Source organism: Nocardioides sp. (genome assembly GCA_037045645.1).
Lineage (GTDB): Bacteria > Actinomycetota > Actinomycetes > Propionibacteriales > Nocardioidaceae > Nocardioides.
In genome coordinates, this window is sequence record JBAOIH010000001.1 from 1,337,677 (window position 1) to 1,355,575 (window position 17,899).

At 67.5% G+C, this 17,899-nt stretch carries 16 protein-coding genes; 13 read left to right on the plus strand and 3 right to left on the minus strand.

The genetic code is table 11. The features are described 5' to 3' along the window. Nucleotides 1-25 precede the first annotated feature (25 nt). On the plus strand, nt 26-790 hold the full coding sequence (locus V9G04_06575) for a glucose 1-dehydrogenase (protein ID MEI2712957.1): 765 nt from the start codon (nt 26-28) through the stop codon (nt 788-790). Between the two features lie 207 nt (nt 791-997). Here the strand turns inward: V9G04_06575 and V9G04_06580 are convergent, their stop codons facing one another. Beyond that, a complete protein-coding gene (locus V9G04_06580; protein MEI2712958.1) occupies nt 998-1,609 on the minus strand; it encodes a TetR family transcriptional regulator in 612 nt (203 codons plus the stop codon). Nucleotides 1,610-1,800: 191 nt separating this feature from the next. Here V9G04_06580 and V9G04_06585 point away from each other — a divergent pair, with 191 nt between their 5' ends. The 6 genes from V9G04_06585 to V9G04_06610 all read left to right on the plus strand — a co-directional run bounded on the left by V9G04_06585 (nt 1,801) and on the right by V9G04_06610 (nt 8,676). Further along, nucleotides 1,801-3,075 carry a glycosyltransferase family 4 protein gene (locus tag V9G04_06585; protein MEI2712959.1) on the plus strand — a complete coding sequence of 425 codons (1,275 nt, stop codon included), beginning with the start codon at nt 1,801-1,803 and terminating at the stop codon, nt 3,073-3,075. Beyond that, nucleotides 3,075-3,842 carry a methyltransferase domain-containing protein gene (locus V9G04_06590; GenBank protein ID MEI2712960.1) on the plus strand — a complete coding sequence of 256 codons (768 nt, stop codon included), beginning with the start codon at nt 3,075-3,077 and terminating at the stop codon, nt 3,840-3,842. Before V9G04_06585 ends, V9G04_06590 begins: the two co-directional genes overlap by 1 nt. Next, nucleotides 3,832-4,932 (plus strand): prenyltransferase, encoded by a 1,101-nt coding sequence (locus tag V9G04_06595; GenBank protein MEI2712961.1) that lies wholly within the window; start codon nt 3,832-3,834, stop codon nt 4,930-4,932. The genes V9G04_06590 and V9G04_06595 overlap by 11 nt, the downstream gene beginning before the upstream one ends. Then, nucleotides 4,929-5,582: a class I SAM-dependent methyltransferase gene (locus V9G04_06600; GenBank protein MEI2712962.1), complete on the plus strand. Its 654-nt coding sequence runs from the start codon at nt 4,929-4,931 to the stop codon at nt 5,580-5,582. The genes V9G04_06595 and V9G04_06600 overlap by 4 nt, the downstream gene beginning before the upstream one ends. Before the next feature lie 45 nt (nt 5,583-5,627). Continuing rightward, nucleotides 5,628-7,730 (plus strand): acyl-CoA dehydrogenase, encoded by a 2,103-nt coding sequence (locus V9G04_06605; GenBank protein MEI2712963.1) that lies wholly within the window; start codon nt 5,628-5,630, stop codon nt 7,728-7,730. 175 nt (nt 7,731-7,905) lie between these two features. Further along, nucleotides 7,906-8,676: a hypothetical protein gene (locus tag V9G04_06610; protein MEI2712964.1), complete on the plus strand. Its 771-nt coding sequence runs from the start codon at nt 7,906-7,908 to the stop codon at nt 8,674-8,676. Between the two features lie 57 nt (nt 8,677-8,733). Here the strand turns inward: V9G04_06610 and V9G04_06615 are convergent, their stop codons facing one another. After that, nucleotides 8,734-9,972 (minus strand): alpha/beta hydrolase, encoded by a 1,239-nt coding sequence (locus V9G04_06615; GenBank protein MEI2712965.1) that lies wholly within the window; start codon nt 9,970-9,972, stop codon nt 8,734-8,736. Between the two features lie 53 nt (nt 9,973-10,025). Between V9G04_06615 and V9G04_06620 the strand changes: the two genes are divergently transcribed. Next, on the plus strand, nt 10,026-11,492 hold the full coding sequence (locus V9G04_06620; protein ID MEI2712966.1) for a wax ester/triacylglycerol synthase family O-acyltransferase: 1,467 nt from the start codon (nt 10,026-10,028) through the stop codon (nt 11,490-11,492). Here the strand turns inward: V9G04_06620 and V9G04_06625 are convergent. Beyond that, nucleotides 11,458-12,363 (minus strand): alpha/beta hydrolase, encoded by a 906-nt coding sequence (locus tag V9G04_06625; protein ID MEI2712967.1) that lies wholly within the window; start codon nt 12,361-12,363, stop codon nt 11,458-11,460. The two genes, V9G04_06620 and V9G04_06625, sit on opposite strands and share 35 nt — an antisense overlap. Nucleotides 12,364-12,410: 47 nt before the next feature. On the opposite strand from V9G04_06625, the gene V9G04_06630 reads away from it, so the two are divergent. Genes V9G04_06630 through V9G04_06650 form a run of 5 tightly spaced genes read left to right on the plus strand, consistent with a single transcriptional unit; the run spans nt 12,411 to nt 17,862 of the window. After that, nucleotides 12,411-14,654: an acyl-CoA dehydrogenase gene (locus V9G04_06630; GenBank protein MEI2712968.1), complete on the plus strand. Its 2,244-nt coding sequence runs from the start codon at nt 12,411-12,413 to the stop codon at nt 14,652-14,654. Continuing rightward, entirely contained in the window at nt 14,651-16,042 is a 1,392-nt protein-coding gene (locus tag V9G04_06635; protein ID MEI2712969.1) for an OB-fold domain-containing protein, read from the plus strand. The genes V9G04_06630 and V9G04_06635 overlap by 4 nt, the downstream gene beginning before the upstream one ends. Then, nucleotides 16,039-16,191 carry a hypothetical protein gene (locus tag V9G04_06640; protein ID MEI2712970.1) on the plus strand — a complete coding sequence of 51 codons (153 nt, stop codon included), beginning with the start codon at nt 16,039-16,041 and terminating at the stop codon, nt 16,189-16,191. Before V9G04_06635 ends, V9G04_06640 begins: the two co-directional genes overlap by 4 nt. Beyond that, on the plus strand, nt 16,140-17,207 hold the full coding sequence (locus tag V9G04_06645) for a lipid-transfer protein (GenBank protein MEI2712971.1): 1,068 nt from the start codon (nt 16,140-16,142) through the stop codon (nt 17,205-17,207). Before V9G04_06640 ends, V9G04_06645 begins: the two co-directional genes overlap by 52 nt. Nucleotides 17,208-17,238: 31 nt before the next feature. Further along, nucleotides 17,239-17,862: a pyridoxamine 5'-phosphate oxidase family protein gene (locus tag V9G04_06650; GenBank protein MEI2712972.1), complete on the plus strand. Its 624-nt coding sequence runs from the start codon at nt 17,239-17,241 to the stop codon at nt 17,860-17,862. The last annotated feature ends 37 nt before the right edge of the window (nt 17,863-17,899 follow it).

Below are 17,899 nucleotides of genomic sequence, written 5' to 3' on the forward strand. Positions count from 1 at the left end.
TCTGAGCAGTTCTGGAGGAATTTTCGTGAGTACGACTGGCCGGCTCGCCGGCAAGGTCGCCATCGTGACCGGTGGCGCGCAGGGGCAGGGAGCCGAGATCGCCCGGGCATTCGTCGCCGAGGGCGCGAAGGTCGTCATCGCCGACGTAGCCGACGAGGCCGGAGCGGCGCTGGCCGCCGAGTTGGGGGAGTCGGCGTCGTTTCGGCACCACGACGTCACGGACGCGGCATCCTGGGCCGACCTGGTGGCCGAGACCAACGAGACGTACGGTCCGGTCAACGTATTGGTCAACAACGCGGGCATCCTGCGCTTCGGCGAGGTCGACAAGATGCCGTTCGAGGAGGCTCAGTTGCTCTGGCGGGTCAACCAGGGCGGCTGCTGGCTGGGCATGCAGGCCGTGGTGCCGACGATGAAACGCAACGGTGGCGGCTCCATCGTCAACGCGTCGTCGGTCGAGGGCCTGGGCGGGATGGGGTCGGTCTCGGCGTACTGCGGCTCCAAGTGGGCCATCCGCGGCATGACCAAGGCAGTCGCGCACGAGGTCGCGGCTCGCGGCATCCGGGTCAACAGCGTGCACCCCGGCATGATCGACACCGGGATGACCCGCGAGCACGGCGGAGACGCCGCCATGGAGTACGGCGCCACCAAGATCCCGATGCGTCGCGTCGGCTACCCCGACGACATCGCCCCGGCGTACGTGTTCCTCGCCAGCGACGAGTCGCGCTACGTCACCGGGGCCGAGTTGGCCGTCGACGGTGGGGTCACCGCGACGCACGCCTTCGGCGGTTGACCTGTCGCGTTTGCTTCGCGAATTGGGGTCGACCTGTCGCGTCTGCGTCGCGAGATGGCGCTGACCTGTCGCGTTTGCTTCGCGAGATGGCGCTGACCTGTCGCGTTTGCTCACCTTCTCGCGAGAAGTCGCGCAGATGCGACAGGTCGAGGGCTTCCGGCGGAGCAGATGCGACAGGTCGAGGGCTTCCGGAGCAGATGCGACAGGTCAGCGCAGGATGAGGTGGACGGCGCGATCCATGTGATCGGCCGTCTCCTCGGGGGTCGAGCGGCCGGTGACCCAGGCGACCAGGGAGGACAGCCAGACGTCACCGATGACCCGGGCGACAGCGATCTCATCCTCGGTCGGATCTTCGTCCAACGCAGTCTCGGGATTGATCGCGTACGTGATCATCTGAGTTAGCAGCAGTCCGACCCGACGGATCTCCGCCTCGACCGAGGCGTCGGCGAACATGAATGCCCTGGTCAGGGCCTCGGCGAGCCGCTGGTCTGCCTCCAACCCGCGAGAGGTGCGCTTGAGCACCCAGATCACCCGATCCGCGGGCGTGTCGCCCGGCACTGCACGACGTCGTACGGCCGCCTCGGCGGCGGCGAACTGGCGTCCTAGGGCGGTCACCAGGAGGTGGATCTTGGACGGGAAGTAGCGGTAGAGCGTGCCGAGGGCGACGTCGGCGCGTTCGGCGACGGCGCGCATCTGCACGGCCTCGAACCCGCCCTGCGAGGCCAGTTCGATCGTGGCCTCCAGCATCCGTTGGCGGCGCTCGCGCTGAGCGGCCGAGCCGGTGCCGTTCACCGTGGTCGCCGTGGTGGTGCTAGTCATCGACTGTTCTCAAACCTCTCTCGTGCGGTGGCGCTGTGGGCCACGCCACATTTGTGCCGCGGAACAGGCTGCCGCGTGGTCACGTTGAATCCAGCACGCGGAAACCCAGCGTTCAGGCTAGCCGCCCGGTCCGCCATAATAGGAACACGTTCCAGTTGAGCGCGCCTCGGCGTGTCAGAAAGAGGCCACTCATGCGCATCGCGCTGTTGAGCTACCGCAGCAAGCCACATTGCGGCGGGCAGGGGATCTTCATCCGCCATCTCAGCCGCGAGCTGGTCAGACTCGGACACGAGGTCGACGTATTCAGCGGTCAGCCCTACCCCGAACTCGACGAGGGCGTGGCTCTCACCAAGGTGCCGAGCCTCGACCTCTACCGCGATCCCGACCCGTTCCGGGTGCCCAAGCTCAAGGAGTTTCGCGACCTGATCGATGTCGAGGAATTCGTGACGATGTGCACGGCCGGGTTCCCCGAGCCGCGTACGTTCGGCAAGCGCGTGCTGCGTGAGTTGAGCAAGCGTCGCGACGAGTTCGACGTCGTGATCGACAACCAGGTGCTGGCCGACGGGATCCTCGACGTGGAGAAGATCGGCCTGCCGCTGCTCACCGTCCTGCACCACCCGATCACCCTTGATCGCAAGATCGACCTCGAGTCGGCGCGCGCGGCCAAGGACTGGAAGAAGTGGCTGTCGTTGCACCGGTGGTACGGCTTCTTGCGGATGCAGGGTCGGGTCGCGCGCAAGGCGCGACGCATCATCACGCCCTCGGAGTCGAGCAAGCGCGACATCGCGCGCGACTTCGGCGTCGACCCGGCGAAGATGACAGTCATCCCGCTCGGTGCCGACGACGGGTTCGTACCCCCGACCGAGCCCCGCGTGCCGGGCCGCATCCTCGCGATGGCCAGCGCCGACGCCCCGATGAAGGGCATCGCCACGCTGCTGGAGGCTTTCGCCAAGTTGCGCACCGAGCGTGAGCTCGAACTCGTGCTGGTCACCAAGCCGGTCGCCGGCGGACGTACGGAGCGCATGGTCGAGGACCTGGGCATCAAAGACCACGTGAGCTTCGTGCACGGCGTGAGCCAGGAGGAACTCGTACGCATCATGGGTTCGGCCGAACTCGGCGTCGTGCCTTCGCTGTACGAGGGGTTCTCGTTGCCGACCGCCGAGATGATGGCGACCGGCACTCCGTTGGTTGCCTCCCAGGCGGGCGCGATTCCCGAGGTGGTCGGGCCGGACGGCCTGTGTGCCGATCTGGTACCTCCTGGTGACGTCAGCGCGTTGCTGGCAGCGATCGAAGGATTGCTCGACGACCCCGAGCGACGGGCGGCCTACGGCCGTGCCGGTCGGGCACGCGTCGAGGAGAAGTTCTCTTGGCGCGCGGTCGCCAAGGAGGTGACCGCCACGTTGGAGGAGGTCACCGAGGAATATCGCCGCGAGCGAGCAGGCACGACTGAAGGAGAGACTCGCTGATGTTGACCGTCGATTTCGACCGCTTGGGCCTGGAGCCCGGCGACCGGGTGCTCGACCTGGGCTGTGGCGCAGGACGGCACGCATTCGAGATGTACAAGCGTGGCGCCGATGTGATCGCGTTCGACCAGAACGCCGACGACCTCGCGACCGTACGTGAGTGGTTCGCCGCCATGAAGGAGGCCGGCGAGGTGCCCGAGGGCGCCGAGGCCGACGTGAAGGAGGGCGACGCGCTGGCGCTGCCCTTCGCCGATGGCGAGTTCGACCGGATCGTGTGTGCCGAGGTGCTGGAGCACATCCACTCGGATGTCGACGCGATCAAGGAACTCGTACGCGTGCTGCGTCCCGGCGGCACCCTGGCGATCTCCGTGCCGCGCTGGCTGCCCGAGGTCATCAACTGGAAACTCTCCGACGATTATCACAACGCCGAAGGCGGGCACATCCGGATCTACACCTCCGAGGAGCTCATCGACAAGGTCACCAAGGCGGGCCGTTTCAACGACGGCACTCCCGGTGACGCGATGGTCTTCGAGGGCAAGTCGTACGCCCACGGGCTGCACACGCCGTATTGGTGGATCAAGTGCGCCGTCGGCGTCAACAACGAAGACCACCCGCTCGCCAAGGCGTACCACAAACTCCTGGTCTGGGAGATCATGAAGGCGCCCAAGACCCTGCAGTACGCCGGCAAGGTGCTTGACCCGGTCATCGGCAAGTCGATGGTGCTCTACTTCACCAAGCCCGAGCTCAAGGACGCCGCCGGTGCGGCCTGACACTCCCGCGGTCGAGCGGATCATCACCACCCACCAGATCGCGCAGACCGCGGACTCCATCGTCGCGATGCAGGAGGCCTCGGGCGCGATTCCGTGGACGACCGGGGAGCACACCGACCTGTGGAACCACGTCGAGGGCGCGATGGCGCTGCTGGTCGCGGGGCGCGTCGCCGAGGCCGAGAAGGCGTACGACTGGGCGCTCACCCAGCAACGTCATGACGGCTCGATGCCGCTGAAGATCGTGGACGGGGTCCTGGAGGACGCCTCGGGCGAGACCAACATGACCGCGTATCTGGCCGTCGGCGTCTGGCACCACTGGCTGATCCGGCACGACGAGGCTTTCGTACGCCGGATGTGGCCGGCCGTACGCGCCGGTCTCGACTGGGTCGTGTCGATGCAGCAGCCGTGGGGCGGCATCCGCTGGTCGCAGGAATGGACCTCAGTTGAGGTTGACGGGCAGCCCGCCAAGCGCAACGAGGAGTGCCTGCTCGCGGGTTCGTCTTCGATCTATCAGTCGCTGCGCGCCGCAGTGGCGATCGCCGAACTGCTCGGTGAGCCGCAACCGGAATGGGAGCTGGCCGGTGGCCGGCTGGGTCACGCGCTGCGTGAGCACCGGGACCGCTTCTTGGACAAGTCCGAGTTCTCGATGGACTGGTACTACCCGGTCCTGGGAGGCGCGGTCCGTGGCCAGGCGGCGCAGCGGTTGCTGGAGTCGCGTTGGGACGAGTTCGTGATGCCTGGGCTGGGAGCGCGCTGCATCCTGCCCAACGCGTGGGTGACCGGTGCGGAGACGTGTGAGCTGGTGATGTCGCTCGACGCGATCGGTGACCGTGAGCGGGCGTTGCAGTTGTTTGCCGACATGCAGCACCTGCGCCACGAGAACGGCTCGTACTGGACCGGTTCGGTGCATCCAGAAGGCGTGAATTGGCCCGTGGAACAGACGACCTATACGGCCGCGGCGATGATCTTGGCCGCGGACGCGCTGTCACTGTCGACCCCCGGCGCCACGATCATGCGGGGCACCACGCTGGCGCCGGACTTCGGCGAACTCGGTCTGGCCTGCGGCTGCGAACGCGCGGACGTACGTTGACCGCGTTCCCGGCCGATCTGGCACCGCACGTGGAGGCGGCGCGCGGGTTCATGCCCGAGGACGAGGGCCTCGCCCTCTTCGAGGCGGCCTGCTCGGCCCTGTCGCACGGGCCGGTGCTGGAGATCGGCACCTATTGCGGCAAGTCGGCGGTGATCCTCGGCGCGGCAGCTCGTACGGTCGGGGGTGTGGTCTTCACCGTCGACCACCACCGCGGTTCGGAGGAGAACCAGGCCGGCTGGGAGCACCACGACGCCACGACGGTCGACCCGGAGTTCGGGTTGATGGACACGCTGCCATTCTTCCGGCGCACGATCGCGCGCGCCGACTTGGAGGACGTGGTGGTGGCGATCGTCGGGCAGTCGACGACCGTGTCGGCGTTGTGGCGTACGCCGTTGTCGCTGGTCTTCATCGACGGTGGACATTCCGAGGAGCCGGCGCAGGCTGACTATGTCGGCTGGGCACGTTGGGTGCGCCTGGGTGGCCTGCTGGTGATCCACGACGTCTTCGAGCACCCTGAGGACGGGGGACAGGCGCCGTTCCGGGTGTGGCGGCGGGCACTGGATTCGGGCGACTGGGAGTCGTACGCGTCGTGCGGGTCCCTGCAGGTGTTGCGTCGGGTGCGCGGGGAAGCGGGCGACCCGGTCGGGTAGAGTTTTCTAGAACGTGTTCTAGTTATCGCCTACCCGGAGGTCTCCGTGCCCCTCGGCATCACCCCCGACCAGATCGAACTCGGCAAGGCCATCCGCGAGTGGGCCGCAGACCTCGAGGGTCGTGCGCTCGCGCGTGCCGCTGAGTCCGAGCCGGACGAGAAATTCGCCTCCACGTGGGGGGCTGTGACCGAGATGGGGCTGCACGCCGTCGCATTGCCCGACTCGGTCGGCGGCGGCGACGGGTCGGTGCTCGACCAGGCGATCGTGCTGGAGGCGTGTGCGCACGAACTCGTGCCGGGTGGGTTGTTGCCCGCGGTGTTCGCGTCGTTGCTGGCCCGCACGACGCCCGACCTGGCAGCCCGGCTGACCGCTGGCGAGCGGGCGGGCTTGGCGTACTCGAAGAGCCCGGCCTGGATCGCCGACGGCCGGATCACCGGTGAGTTGAGCGTGGCCTGGGATGTGCCAGGTGCGGACCTGGTGCTGCTGCCCGCGGGATCGTCGTGGTGGTGTGTGCCGGGCAGCGCCGTCACCTTTGTTTCGGGGTCGGGGCTCGACCTGACCCGGCGGTTGGGGACGGCTCGCGTTGACGCGGCCGTGACCGAGGCGATCGAGCTCGTGGGGGTCGAGGCGTCGCAGGTGCGGCGTACGCTCCAAGCGATGGCAGCGGCCGAGTGCGCGGGGATCGCACGCTGGTGTCTGGACACTGCGGTGTCGTACGCGAAGGTACGCGAACAGTTCGGTGCGCCGATCGGTTCCTTCCAGTCGATCAAGCACCTGTGTGCCCAGATGCTTGAGACCACCGAAGCGATCACCGCCGCCGCCTGGGATGCGGCCAACGCCCTGGACGAGGACCCGATCCAGGCGGGCTTCGCCGCCGAAGTCGCTGCGGTGACCGCGCTCGACGGCGCGGTGTCGGTTGCCGAGGACTGCATCCAGATCCTGGGTGGCATCGGGTTCACGTTCGAGCACGACGCGCATCTCTTCCTGCGCCGCGCGGTGGCACTTCGGGCTCTGGTGCCGAGTGGTCGTGCGGCCGCAGCTCGCGTGGCCGAGTTGGCGAAGGGTGGCGTACGTCGGCAGTTGCGGGTCGATCTTGAGGGACGTGACGCGTCGATCCGTCCCGGCGTACGCGACACCGTGGCAAGCATCGCCGCAGCCGCGGATCAGCGCGTGGCACTTGTGTCGACCGGCTATCTGACTCCGCACTGGGCCGCTCCCTACGGTGTGGACGCCGACGCCGTGACGCAACTGGTGATCGACCAGGAGTTGGCCGCAGCGGGGGTCACGCGCCCTGACCTCACGATCGGCGGCTGGGCGCTGCCGACCATCGTCGAGCACGGATCGGACGAGCAACGTGAGCGGTTCGTACTCCCGACTCTGCGCGGCGAGATCGAGTGGTGCCAGCTCTTCAGTGAACCCGGCGCCGGTTCGGACCTGGCGGCACTGCGTACGAAGGCCGAACGTGTCGACGGAGGCTGGCGCCTCACGGGTCAGAAGGTGTGGACTTCGCACGCGGGGCGCGCGCACTTCGGGATCTGCCTGGCGCGCACCGATCCGGAGGCGCCCAAGCACAAGGGGATCTCGTACTTCCTCGTGGACATGGCGTCCGACGGCATCGACATCCGCCCGCTGCGTGAGATGACCGGCGACGCCCTCTTCAACGAGGTCTTCCTCGACGGAGTGTTCGTGCCGGACGACATGGTCGTGGGGGAGTTGGGCGACGGCTGGCGCCTGACCCGTACGACGCTGGCCAATGAGCGCGTCGCGATGGGGTCCGCTCGACTCGACAAGTCAGCCGAGCAGGCCGTGGCGTTGGTGAGCCAGGACGGAGACCTGGAAGCGGTCGGCCGGTCCGTGGCCTTGGCGACGGTCTGCGCGCAGTTGGGTGTGCGTACGACCCTGCGGTCGCTGGCCGGACAAGGACCTGGCGCGGAGTCGTCGGTGGCGAAGTTGCTCGGGGTGAAGTCGCGTCAGGATTCGTCGGAACTCGTGGTCAGCCTCCTGGGCGATGCCTTGGCGACCGGCGGACCCGACGTCGACTCGGCCGTGCACGAGATGCTGTTGACGCGGTGCCTGTCCATCGCGGGCGGGACGACACAGATCCTGCGCAACGTGGCCGCCGAGCGGATTCTCGGCCTGCCCCGCTGACCTGTCGCGTCTGCTCCGCGAAGGTGCCTCGACCTGTCGCGTCTGCTCCGCGAAGGTGCCTCGACCTGTCGCGTCTGCTTCGCGAAGGTGCCTCGACCTGTCGCAAATGCGCAGATCACACCCGCGGTACGCCGATTCCGCTACAAACGCGGGCAACATGGACTAAGCCTGGATTATGCGATTGGGAGAGGGCTCCGCGGCCCACGACACTAAGGAAATCCTGTCGACCCTGTGGACCTCGATCTCCACTGGCGGACTGGTAGCAGGCATCGTCGCCACCGTCATGCAGTTCCTCGGCCAGTCCGGCTATCCCTCGGCTGTCGCCTTCGTGCTGATCCTGGTGTTCTTCTCGCTTACTGCCTTCAACGTGCTGCTCTTCCGAGCGGCCTTCCGAATGCGGCCGGTTTCGAGATTTATCGAGGGTTTCGACGACGTCTACGACACCATGACGCTCGCCATCGCAGGTGCGAAGGACAGCATCTGGGCAACCCGGGTGACTCGGTCCACGATGGCGCTGGACCATGAGTACTTCAACACGACGATCCGTCGGATCAAAGGCCAGAACTGCAAGCCCATCAACAACTATCGGCGAATCATGAGCGTCTCGACCGCCGACAAGGCCGAGTTGATGTGCAAGCTCTTGCACGAGCATGCGGGGGACCGCGGTTTCGCGTTGCGTACGACTGAACTCGAGACTGATTATGAGCTTGTCATCGTCGACCACGAGGTCGCTTTCATGTTGTTCCACGACCCGGAGTCTGCGAGTTCGGTGATTAACGGGGCCTTGCAGATTTATGACCGCGATGCCGTGGAACGGCTTCGCGGCCTCTTCAACGCGGTCTGGGCGCGGGGCGCGGTGATCAAGGACGGCCCGGTGCTCACCGACGCCCGACAGCAGCAGTTGCTGACCAAGTACGAGGCGCTAATGCAAGAGCTTCCTGACTGACCCACTTGTGCCCGGTCGGCGGGATTTACGCGTGCACCTGTGCCCGCTGAGCGGGATTTACGCGTGCACTTGTGCCCGGTCGGCGGATCGGTGGGTGTTCCACGACCAGGTCAGGAACCTGTCCACCGCGCGGATGGAGTGGGCGCCGCGGATCGAGTGGAAGATGTCGAAGGCGTGCTGGGCGCCGGGGAACTCGGCGTACGCCACCTTGTTGCGTGACACCTGGCGCAATCGATCCACGAACAGCCGGGCCTGACCGACGTCGACCAGGGTGTCGTTGGCGCCGTGCAGCACGAAGAAGTCCGGCGCCTGGTCGGTGATCCGCAGGATCGGTGAAGCGGCCTCGAAGGCCGCGGGGTCGTCGGCGAATTTCCGCTTCAGTACCCGCGGGGCCAGGAACCCGTCGCGCATCAGTTCGGCGCTGCGCAGCCCCGTCGAGCCCGCGAAGTCGTACACGCCGTAGAACGGCACCGCCGCCTGCACACTCGTGTCGACGTCCTCGAAGCCGGGCTGCCACTCCGGGGCGTTGGGAGTCAACGCCGCCAAGGCTGCGAGGTGACCGCCCGCCGAGCCGCCGGTGATGGCGACGTACGACGGGTCGCCGCCGTAGTCGGCGATGTGCTCCTTGATCCACGCCAGCGCCGCCTTCACGTCGAGGATCTGGGCGGGGAAGTAGTCGCGTGGCGCGAGCCGGTAGTTGATCGCGACGCAGATCCAGCCCTTGCGCGCCATCCGGTACATCAACGGCTGACCCTGCTGATCCTTGCGCCCCACCGTCCAGGCGCCGCCGTGCACCTGCAACAACACCGGAGCGCCGGCCAAGTCGTCGATGTCGGGACGCAGGATGTCGAGGTGCCCGCGCTTGCCGTAGTCGGTGAAGACCACGTCACGCTCCACGCGTACGCCCGGCTCGGGGAAGCGGAAGGGTCGTGCGACCTGACGCCACGGAGTGGCGAGTTCCGCGGGCGTGGGCGCTGCGTCGAGCCGCTCGACGTACGCTCCCAGGCCCTCCACCAACGCGTCCTCGGCGACCTGTTGGCTGCGCTGGCTCTGCTTCATCTTGTACGCCAACCCAGCCGCGCTCGCACCCGCAGCCAGGAGGCCCAACCGGCCCACGCGGCCGCGTACGACACTCAGGCCGGTATCCACGGCGATCAGACCCAGCAGGTGCGGCGCGAGTTCGTCGGTCAGCCAGCCGGCGAAGAACGACGGGACCCCCGAGCGGGGACCACGAGACGGTCGCAATGCATTGCCGACCAGAGCCGAGATGACCAGAGAACGACGCAGATATCCCACAACTTCAGCCTAACCAGAGACAAGTGAAACTAGAACGTGTTTCATTCGTTGTCATGGTCATGAACGACTTGGGATCCGCAGGCGTAGAGCGACTGAGCGGGCTGGATGCGAGTTTCCTCTATCTGGAGACGCCACAGCAGTTGATGCACGTGTGCGGGCTGCTGGTGCTGGACCCCGGCACCGTCCCGGGTGGGTACGACTTCGAGCGGATGCGGCGACTGATCGCACAACGGATGAGCAGCGTCCCCACCTTCACCCGCAAGTTGCGCCATGTGCCGTTCGACCTCGACCACCCGGTGTGGGTGACCGACACCGACTTCTCGATCAAGCGCCACGTGCACCGGATGGCGCTCCCGGCGCCCGGCGGCGAGAGCGAGTTGATCGAACTCGCCAGCCACCTCGCCGGACTGCCCCTCGACCGTGGTCGGCCGCTGTGGGAGATGGCGATCATCGAGGGCCTCGAAGGTGGCCGGATCGCCGTACTGACCAAGATGCACCATGCGACCGTCGACGGGGTGAGCGGCGCGAACCTGATCTCGCACCTGTGCAGTCTCGAGCCGGACGCACCGCCGCTGATGAGCGGGACCGCGTTGCCCAACACCGCCGAGCCCAGTGACCTCAACCTGCTCGCCCGTGCGGTGGTGAGCAACCTGGCTCGCCCGCTCGGCGCCGCCCGGTTGGTGCTGCCTTCGGTCAGCGCGCTGGGCAACACGCTGGGACGAGTCAGGCGAGGCAAGGCGATGGCGGCACCGTTCACGGCTCCCCGCACCTCGTTCAACGGCACCATCACCGGTCATCGGGTGCTCGGACTCGCCGAGATCCCCCTGGCTGCGGTCAAGGACGTCAAGAACGCGACCGGCTCGACGGTCAACGATGTCGTGCTGACGATCGCGGGGGGCGCGTTGCGTGCCTACCTGGAGCGGCGTGAGGAGTTGCCCGAGCACTCATTGCTCGCGACCGTGCCCGTGTCCGTACGCGAGATCTCGACGCACGGGGGCGGATCCAACAAGGTGTCCGCGCTCTTCGCCCGGCTGGGCACCGACATCGCGGATCCGTTGGAACGACTGGCGCAGATCACGGCCGCCAACGCGATCGCGAAGGAACACAACCAGTCGATCCCCGCCGACACGCTGCAGGACTGGGCGCAGTTCGCGGCACCTCGCACGTTCGGGCTCGCGGTGCGGGCGTACGCCGGTTGGCGACTCGCCGAGCGGCACCCGGTCGTACACAACCTGGTGATCAGCAATGTTCCGGGTCCACCGATGGCGTTGTTCTTCGCCGATGCGAAGGTGGAGCGGATGTATCCCCTTGGTCCGGTCTTCCACGGCGCGGGGCTCAACATCACGGCGATGTCGCACAACGACAAGATCGACATCGGCGCGATCGCGTGTGCCGAGCAGGTCCCCGACGTCGAGGACCTCGTCTCCGGGTTCCCGGTCGAACTTCAGCGGCTCCAGGAGACGCTGGCTGCCAAGACCCCGAAGGTCAAGAAGCGCCCCGCGCGTTCGCGCGCGCGTTGACGCTGTGCACCGCTTCGACGAAGACCGGAACGAAGCGCTCGGACTGCATCACGCACGAGGCGTGGCCCGCGTCGAGGTCGTGGATCGTGGCTCCGGGGATCCGACGCGCCAGGACGTACTGCCGCCCGGTGGGGATCACCCGGTCCTGGTTGTTGATCACCACGGCCGTGGGGACGTCGATCTGACGCAGCCACGGCACGGAGTGGTGCTTGCCGAGGCCCGCCAGCGCCTGCGCGATGCCGTACGGACTGGTGCTGCGCACCTGCTGCATCGCCCAGTCGTGGATGTCGTGGTCCACCAAATCGAGCGCCTCGGCGGAGTTGCGAGCCATTTCGGTGGCCGCGGGGGAGCGCGAGACGACCTTGGCACCGAGGATCGCGGTCGACATGCTGGCGAAGAACGCGTGCTCGGTGATGCTGCGCCGGAAGCGGTCGGTGCTGGCGGCCAGGATCAGCCCGCGTACGCGCGAGGGATGCTGGCGCCACACCCGCTGGGTGATGATCGAGCCCATCGAGTACCCCGCGACGATCGCCTGGTCGATCTCCAGCACGTCGAGCAGCGCGACGGCGTCATCGGCTGCGGCTCGCAGACTGAAGCCCTGGTCGCAGATGCCTTGTCCGTGCATCCGCTGGTCGAGGGTGATCACGCGATAGCGCTTGATCAGCGTCGGGATCGAGGGATACCAGGTCAGCAGTCCCGTGCAGCCAAGGGCGTGGAGCAACAGCAGCGCCGGTGCGTCGGGCGTGGGGCCGGGGGTGTCGGTGACGTACGTCGTGCCGCGTCCGGGCAACGTCACCATCCGGCCGTCGGGAATCGGGGCGTACGGCAGGTAGACCTGCTTGAGCAACCCTCGTGGCGACAGCAGTGACATGCCTCTAGACTAGAACACGTTCTAACTTTCTCAACCGAGGAGCACGCGTGAGTGTCGACCAGGAAGCTCTGGAGGCGATCGGAGAGGTCGCTCGCGAAGCCTTCGAACGTGGCGGCGGGTGGGAGCAACTGGCTGCCTCCGGTGTGCTCAGCGCCGGTGTGCCGGAGGAGTACGACGGCGCCGGTCTCGGCCTGGCAGGAGTCGCCGAGGTGCTGCGCATCCAGGGAGCCGCGGCCGACGAGTCGCCGCTGCTCTCCACGATGATCGGCGGGCTGGTCATCGAGGCTTTCGGGACGCCCGAGCAACGCGACACCTGGTTGCCTGCCATCGCGTCCGGTGCAGCGCGCCTCGGTCTCGCACTCAGCGAGCCAGGTCATGGACTGCTGTCGGGACCCGACACTCGACTTGAGAACGGCCGACTCACCGGCCGCAAGATCCGAGTCTCGAATGCGACTGACGCCGATCTGCTGATCGTCAGCGCCCGGGCGGCCGACGAGTCGGTGCTCGCGCTCGTGGACGCTTCGGATCCCGGAATCGGTGTCACCACAGAGCCCAGTTCGCTCGGTCTGATCAACCAAGACTCGTCCTACGCGACGGTGGTCTTCGACAACGTGCCGACCGTGGCGCTGGGCGCCGGTGCCGTGGACCAGACCCGCGCGCTGGTGATCGCCGGCATCCTGGCGCGTGCGGCCGGTCTGGTCGCGGGTGCGTGCGATCTGACTGCCGGTTATCTCAAGGAGCGGACGCAGTTCGGCCGCGCGCTGGCCGAGTTCCAGGCCGTCGCACAGCAGATCGCCGACGTGTACGTCGCCGCGCGCACCCTCGACCTGGTGGCCGCCAACGCGGTCGAACGCGTCGGGTCCGGCGCTGTCGAGGCCCGCGATCTCGACCTCGCCGTGGGTGCGTACTGGGCCTGCGTCGAGGCCCCGCAGGCGCTGCACACCTGCCATCACCTGCACGGTGGCATGGGCGTGGACGAGACCTATCCGCTGCATCGCTACTACAGCCAGGTCACCGACCTGGTGCACGTCCTGGGTGGTGCCGACGCGAACCTGGAGGCCATCGCGCCCGAGGACCCCTCCTGGAAGAACCCCGAACTGACCGAGGACCAGCGCACACTCAAGGCACAACTGCGGTCCTACTTCGCCGGACTTGCCTCTCCCGAGGAGCACCACGAGATGGGCCGCGACCGGCATGGCCCGGTCTATCAGCGCACCATCAAGCAGATGGGCACCGACGGCTGGATGGGCGTCGGCTGGCCCAAGGAGTACGGCGGGCACGGCTTCGGAGATCTGGAGCAGACGATCTTCGCCAACGAGGCGCAGTACGCCGACGTCCACCTGCCGTCGGTCACGCTGCAGACCGTGGGCCCGACGCTCCAGGCGTACGGCACCTCGGAGCAGAAGGAGCGCTTCCTCGGACCGATCCTGGCCGGTGACGTGCACTTCGCGATCGGCTACTCCGAGCCGGATGCGGGCACCGACCTGGCGTCGCTGCGTACCAGTGCCAAGTTGATCGACGACGGCGAGGGTGAGCCGTTCTATCTGGTCAACGGGCAGAAGATGTGGACCACCGGTGGCCACCAGGCCGACTTCGTCTGGCTCGCGGTGCGCACCGACGCCGACGCGCCCAAGCACAAGGGCATCTCGATCCTGATCGTCGACACCACCGATCCGGGCTATTCGTGGACGCCGATCATCACCGCTGACGGCTCCCACCACGTGAACGCCACCTTCTATCAAGACGTACGCGTGCCGGTGTCGATGCGCGTAGGTGAAGAGAACGCAGGCTGGCAGTTGATCACGACCCAGCTCAACCACGAGCGGGTCATGCTCGCTCCGGCTGGGCGGATCGAGGGACTGCGCGACCGCGTGGTGCGATGGGCCGAGAAGGCAGGGGTCGCCGACCGCGCCGACGTGCAGCGCGTGCTCGGGCAGGCCACTGCGGTCTTCCGCGTCAACGAGTTGCTCAACTGGGAGGTCGCGCACGCGGGGGAGCGCAACAAGACGATCCCGGCCGCGCAGGCCGCAGCCGCGCAGAAGCGCGCGGTCGCCGACGCGTCGTCCTCGAAGGTCTTCGCCGCCGACCGGATCCAGACGGTGGGCCGGGCCCTGGCGGGGATCGTGCACCGCTATGGCGATCCGGCCGACCCGGAGACGGCCGAGTTGATGAGCTATCTCGACGCCCAGGCCAAGCGCAACATCGTGCTCACCTTCGGCGGTGGTGTTACCGAGGTGCAGAAGGAACTGATCTCGATGTTCGGTCTCGGACTGCCGCGGGTGCCGCGATGAGCGCGCCCGAGGGGGTCGAGCCCTCCGAGGTGGTCGAGCAACGTCGAGACCACGACTGGATCATGGCGCAGGCAGCCGAGATGCAAGCTCGTGGTGAGACCGCGCCACGACCGGCGCTCGATGCCGTGAACCCCGCGATGATCCGGCACTGGGCGGAGGCGATGGGCGACACCGACCCTCGCTGGCAGGGTGCCGATGGCGTGGCGCCGCCCGCGATGGCACAGGTGTGGACGATGTACGGACTCGACCCGCATCGCCCGTCCGACGACCCGCTGCACGGCACCATGCAGGCACTAGATGCGGCCGGCTTCACCAGTGTGCTGGGCACCAACTGTGATCAGACCTACGCCCGTCCGCTCGCGATCGGGGAGCGTCCCGAGATCTCGACCCGGCTGACGTCGGTCGTCGGCCCGAAGCGCACGGGAGTCGGTGAGGGCTACTTCGTCACCACCGAGTCGATCTGGCGAGTCGACGGTGAAGAGGTCGCGACGATGACCTTCCGGGTGCTGAAGTTCAAGCCCGGCACCGGCCGTCCCAGCGTGGACCGTACGAAGACCGTGCGACCGGTGATCAACCGCGACAACGCGTTCTTCTTCGAGGGGACTGCGCTCGGCGAGGTGCGGATCCAGAAGTGCAACGCCTGCGGCGAGTTGCGGCACCCTCCCGGCCCGGTCTGTCCGTCGTGTCATGCCATGGATCGTGGCTGGATCGTCGCCTCGGGGCGTGGAGTCGTACATTCGTACGTCGTCCACCACGCGCCCCAACTGCCCGGCAAGCGGCTGCCGTTGCCGCTCGCGGTGGTGGAGTTGGAGGAAGGCGTACGCCTGGTCGGTGCCGTCCAGGGTGTCACCGAGGACGCACCCCTGGAGATCGGTGCGGCGGTCCGGGCGGTCTTCGACCGGATCGACGACGACCTGACCCTCGTCGCCTTCCGCCCCGAGTCGGCAGAAATCCCCGCCGAGTCGGCAGGAATCCCCGCCGAGTCGGCAGAAATCCCCGCCGAGTCGGCAGAAATCGCGCAGTGGTCCCTGCCGATCACGCCGACCCTGATCGTCTCGACCGCATTGGCCACCCGCGACTTCCAAGACGTCCACCACGATCGCGACCTGGCGATCAAGCGGGGCAGCAAGGACATCTTCCTCAACATCTTGACCACCACGGGTCTGGCGCAGAAGTACGTCGGCGACTGGGCGCGCGAGCAGCGCTGGGACGAGTTCAAGATCACCGCCTGCGCGCTGCGACTCGGCGCCCCCGCCTACCCGTACGACACCCTCACCTTCACCGGCGCCATCGTCGAGGAAGAGGGCAACACCCTGGTGGTCGACGTGACCGGCAAGGTGTCGCTCGGCGATCACGTCACGGCTCGGATCACCTTGGAGAAGTCATGAGTACGTTGCGCGGCGTCGCCGCCATCGCGGGCATCGGCGCGACCGAATTCTCCAAGGACTCGGGGCGATCCAGCTTCAACTCAGTGCCGAGGCCACGCTGCATGCCCTCGCCGATGCCGGGCTCACTCCCCAGGACGTCGACGGGCTGACCACGTTCACGATGGACACCTCGTCGGAGATCGCGTTGGCGCGCGAACTCGGTATGGGGGAGTTGCGGTTCTTCAGCCGGATCAACTACGGCGGTGGCGCGGCGTGCGCCACCGTCCAGCAGGCGGCGATGGCGGTCGCGACCGGGGTCGCCGATGTGGTGGTCGCCTACCGAGGCTTCAACGAACGGTCCGGCCAACGCTTCGGCCAGGTGCAGAACTGGGCCGCTCAGCAGGTCAACACCAACGGCCTCGACAACGCCTGGACCTATCCCCACGGCCTCTCCACGCCCGCCGCGACCGTGGCGATGCAGGCTCGGCGCTATCTGCACGAGTATGGCGCGAGCGCCGACGCCTTCGGCCATGTCGCCGTCGCGGATCGCCGTCACGCCGCCACCAACCCGGACGCGTTCTTCTACGGCAAGCCGATCACCCTCGACGACCACCGCAACTCGCGGATGATCGCCGACCCGCTGCGGCTGCTCGACTGCTGCCAGGAGTCGGACGGCGCGGTGGCACTGGTGATCACCTCGACCGAGCGTGCGCGTGACCTGGCCCAGGGCGCCGTACCGATCCTCGCCGCCGCGCAGGGCAGCGCCCCCGACCAGTTCGTGATGACGTCCTACTATCGCGACGACCTCGGCATCCCCGAGATCGGCATCGTCGGGCGCGAGTTGTGGCATCAGTCAGGCCTGGTTCCACGCGACATCCAGACCGCAGTTCTCTACGACCACTTCACGCCGTACGTGCTGATGCAACTGGAGGAACTCGGCTTCTGCGGTCGTGGCGAGGCACCGGATTTCGTCGCCGACGGCGCGATCGAGATCGGCGGCCGGCTGCCGATCAACACTCATGGCGGGCAACTCGGCGAGGCATACATCCACGGCATGAACGGCATCGCCGAGGGCGTACGACAGGTGCGCGGCACGTCGGTCAACCAGGTCGAGGACGTGGCTCATATCCTGGTCACCGCAGGCACCGGTGTGCCGACCAGCGGGTTGATCCTGGGCAGGGACTGAAGTCGTACGACGCGGCTGTCATGCTGCGTAGATGGAGCAACTGAATCGGCTGCGCGAGCGCGGACGCACGGGCCTTGGGGACCTCTACGCACTGCTCGACGAGGTGCCGTACGCCGTGCTGGCCACGGTCGGCGACGGTCGCCCCTGGCAGGTGCCGCTGCTGCATGCGCGAGATGGTGACCGGGTCCTGCTGCACGGCTCGACCGGTGCGGGGGCGTTGCGCGCGCTGGATGCCGGAGCGCCTGTCTCATTGTGCGTCACGGCCTTCGACGGCCTGGTGGTGGCGCACTCGACGTTCGACTCCTCCGCGAACTATCGCTCGGCAGTGATCTGGGGGCACGCGATCCGACTGACCGGTGACGACCAGGCTGCGGCGCTCGACCTGTTGAGCGACCGGCTGCTGCCGGGGCGTACGAAGGAGGTGCGGGCGTCGCGGCCCAAGGAATGGGCGGCGACCTTGGTGCTCGCGGTCCCGATCGTCGAGGGGTCCTGGCTGATGAAGGCCAGGTCTGGTGGACCGTCGGCGGCCGACGAAGAGCACGATGTCTGGACCGGCCTCGTGCCCGCGAGCCTGAGTTTCGGCACCCCGGAGCCCACGCCCGACAGTGTCGACCGGCCGATCCCGGCGTCGGTGCGTGCGCTCACCGCCGACTGACGAGGCAAACTCGCGGGCGGTTCGCCGGACATGAACA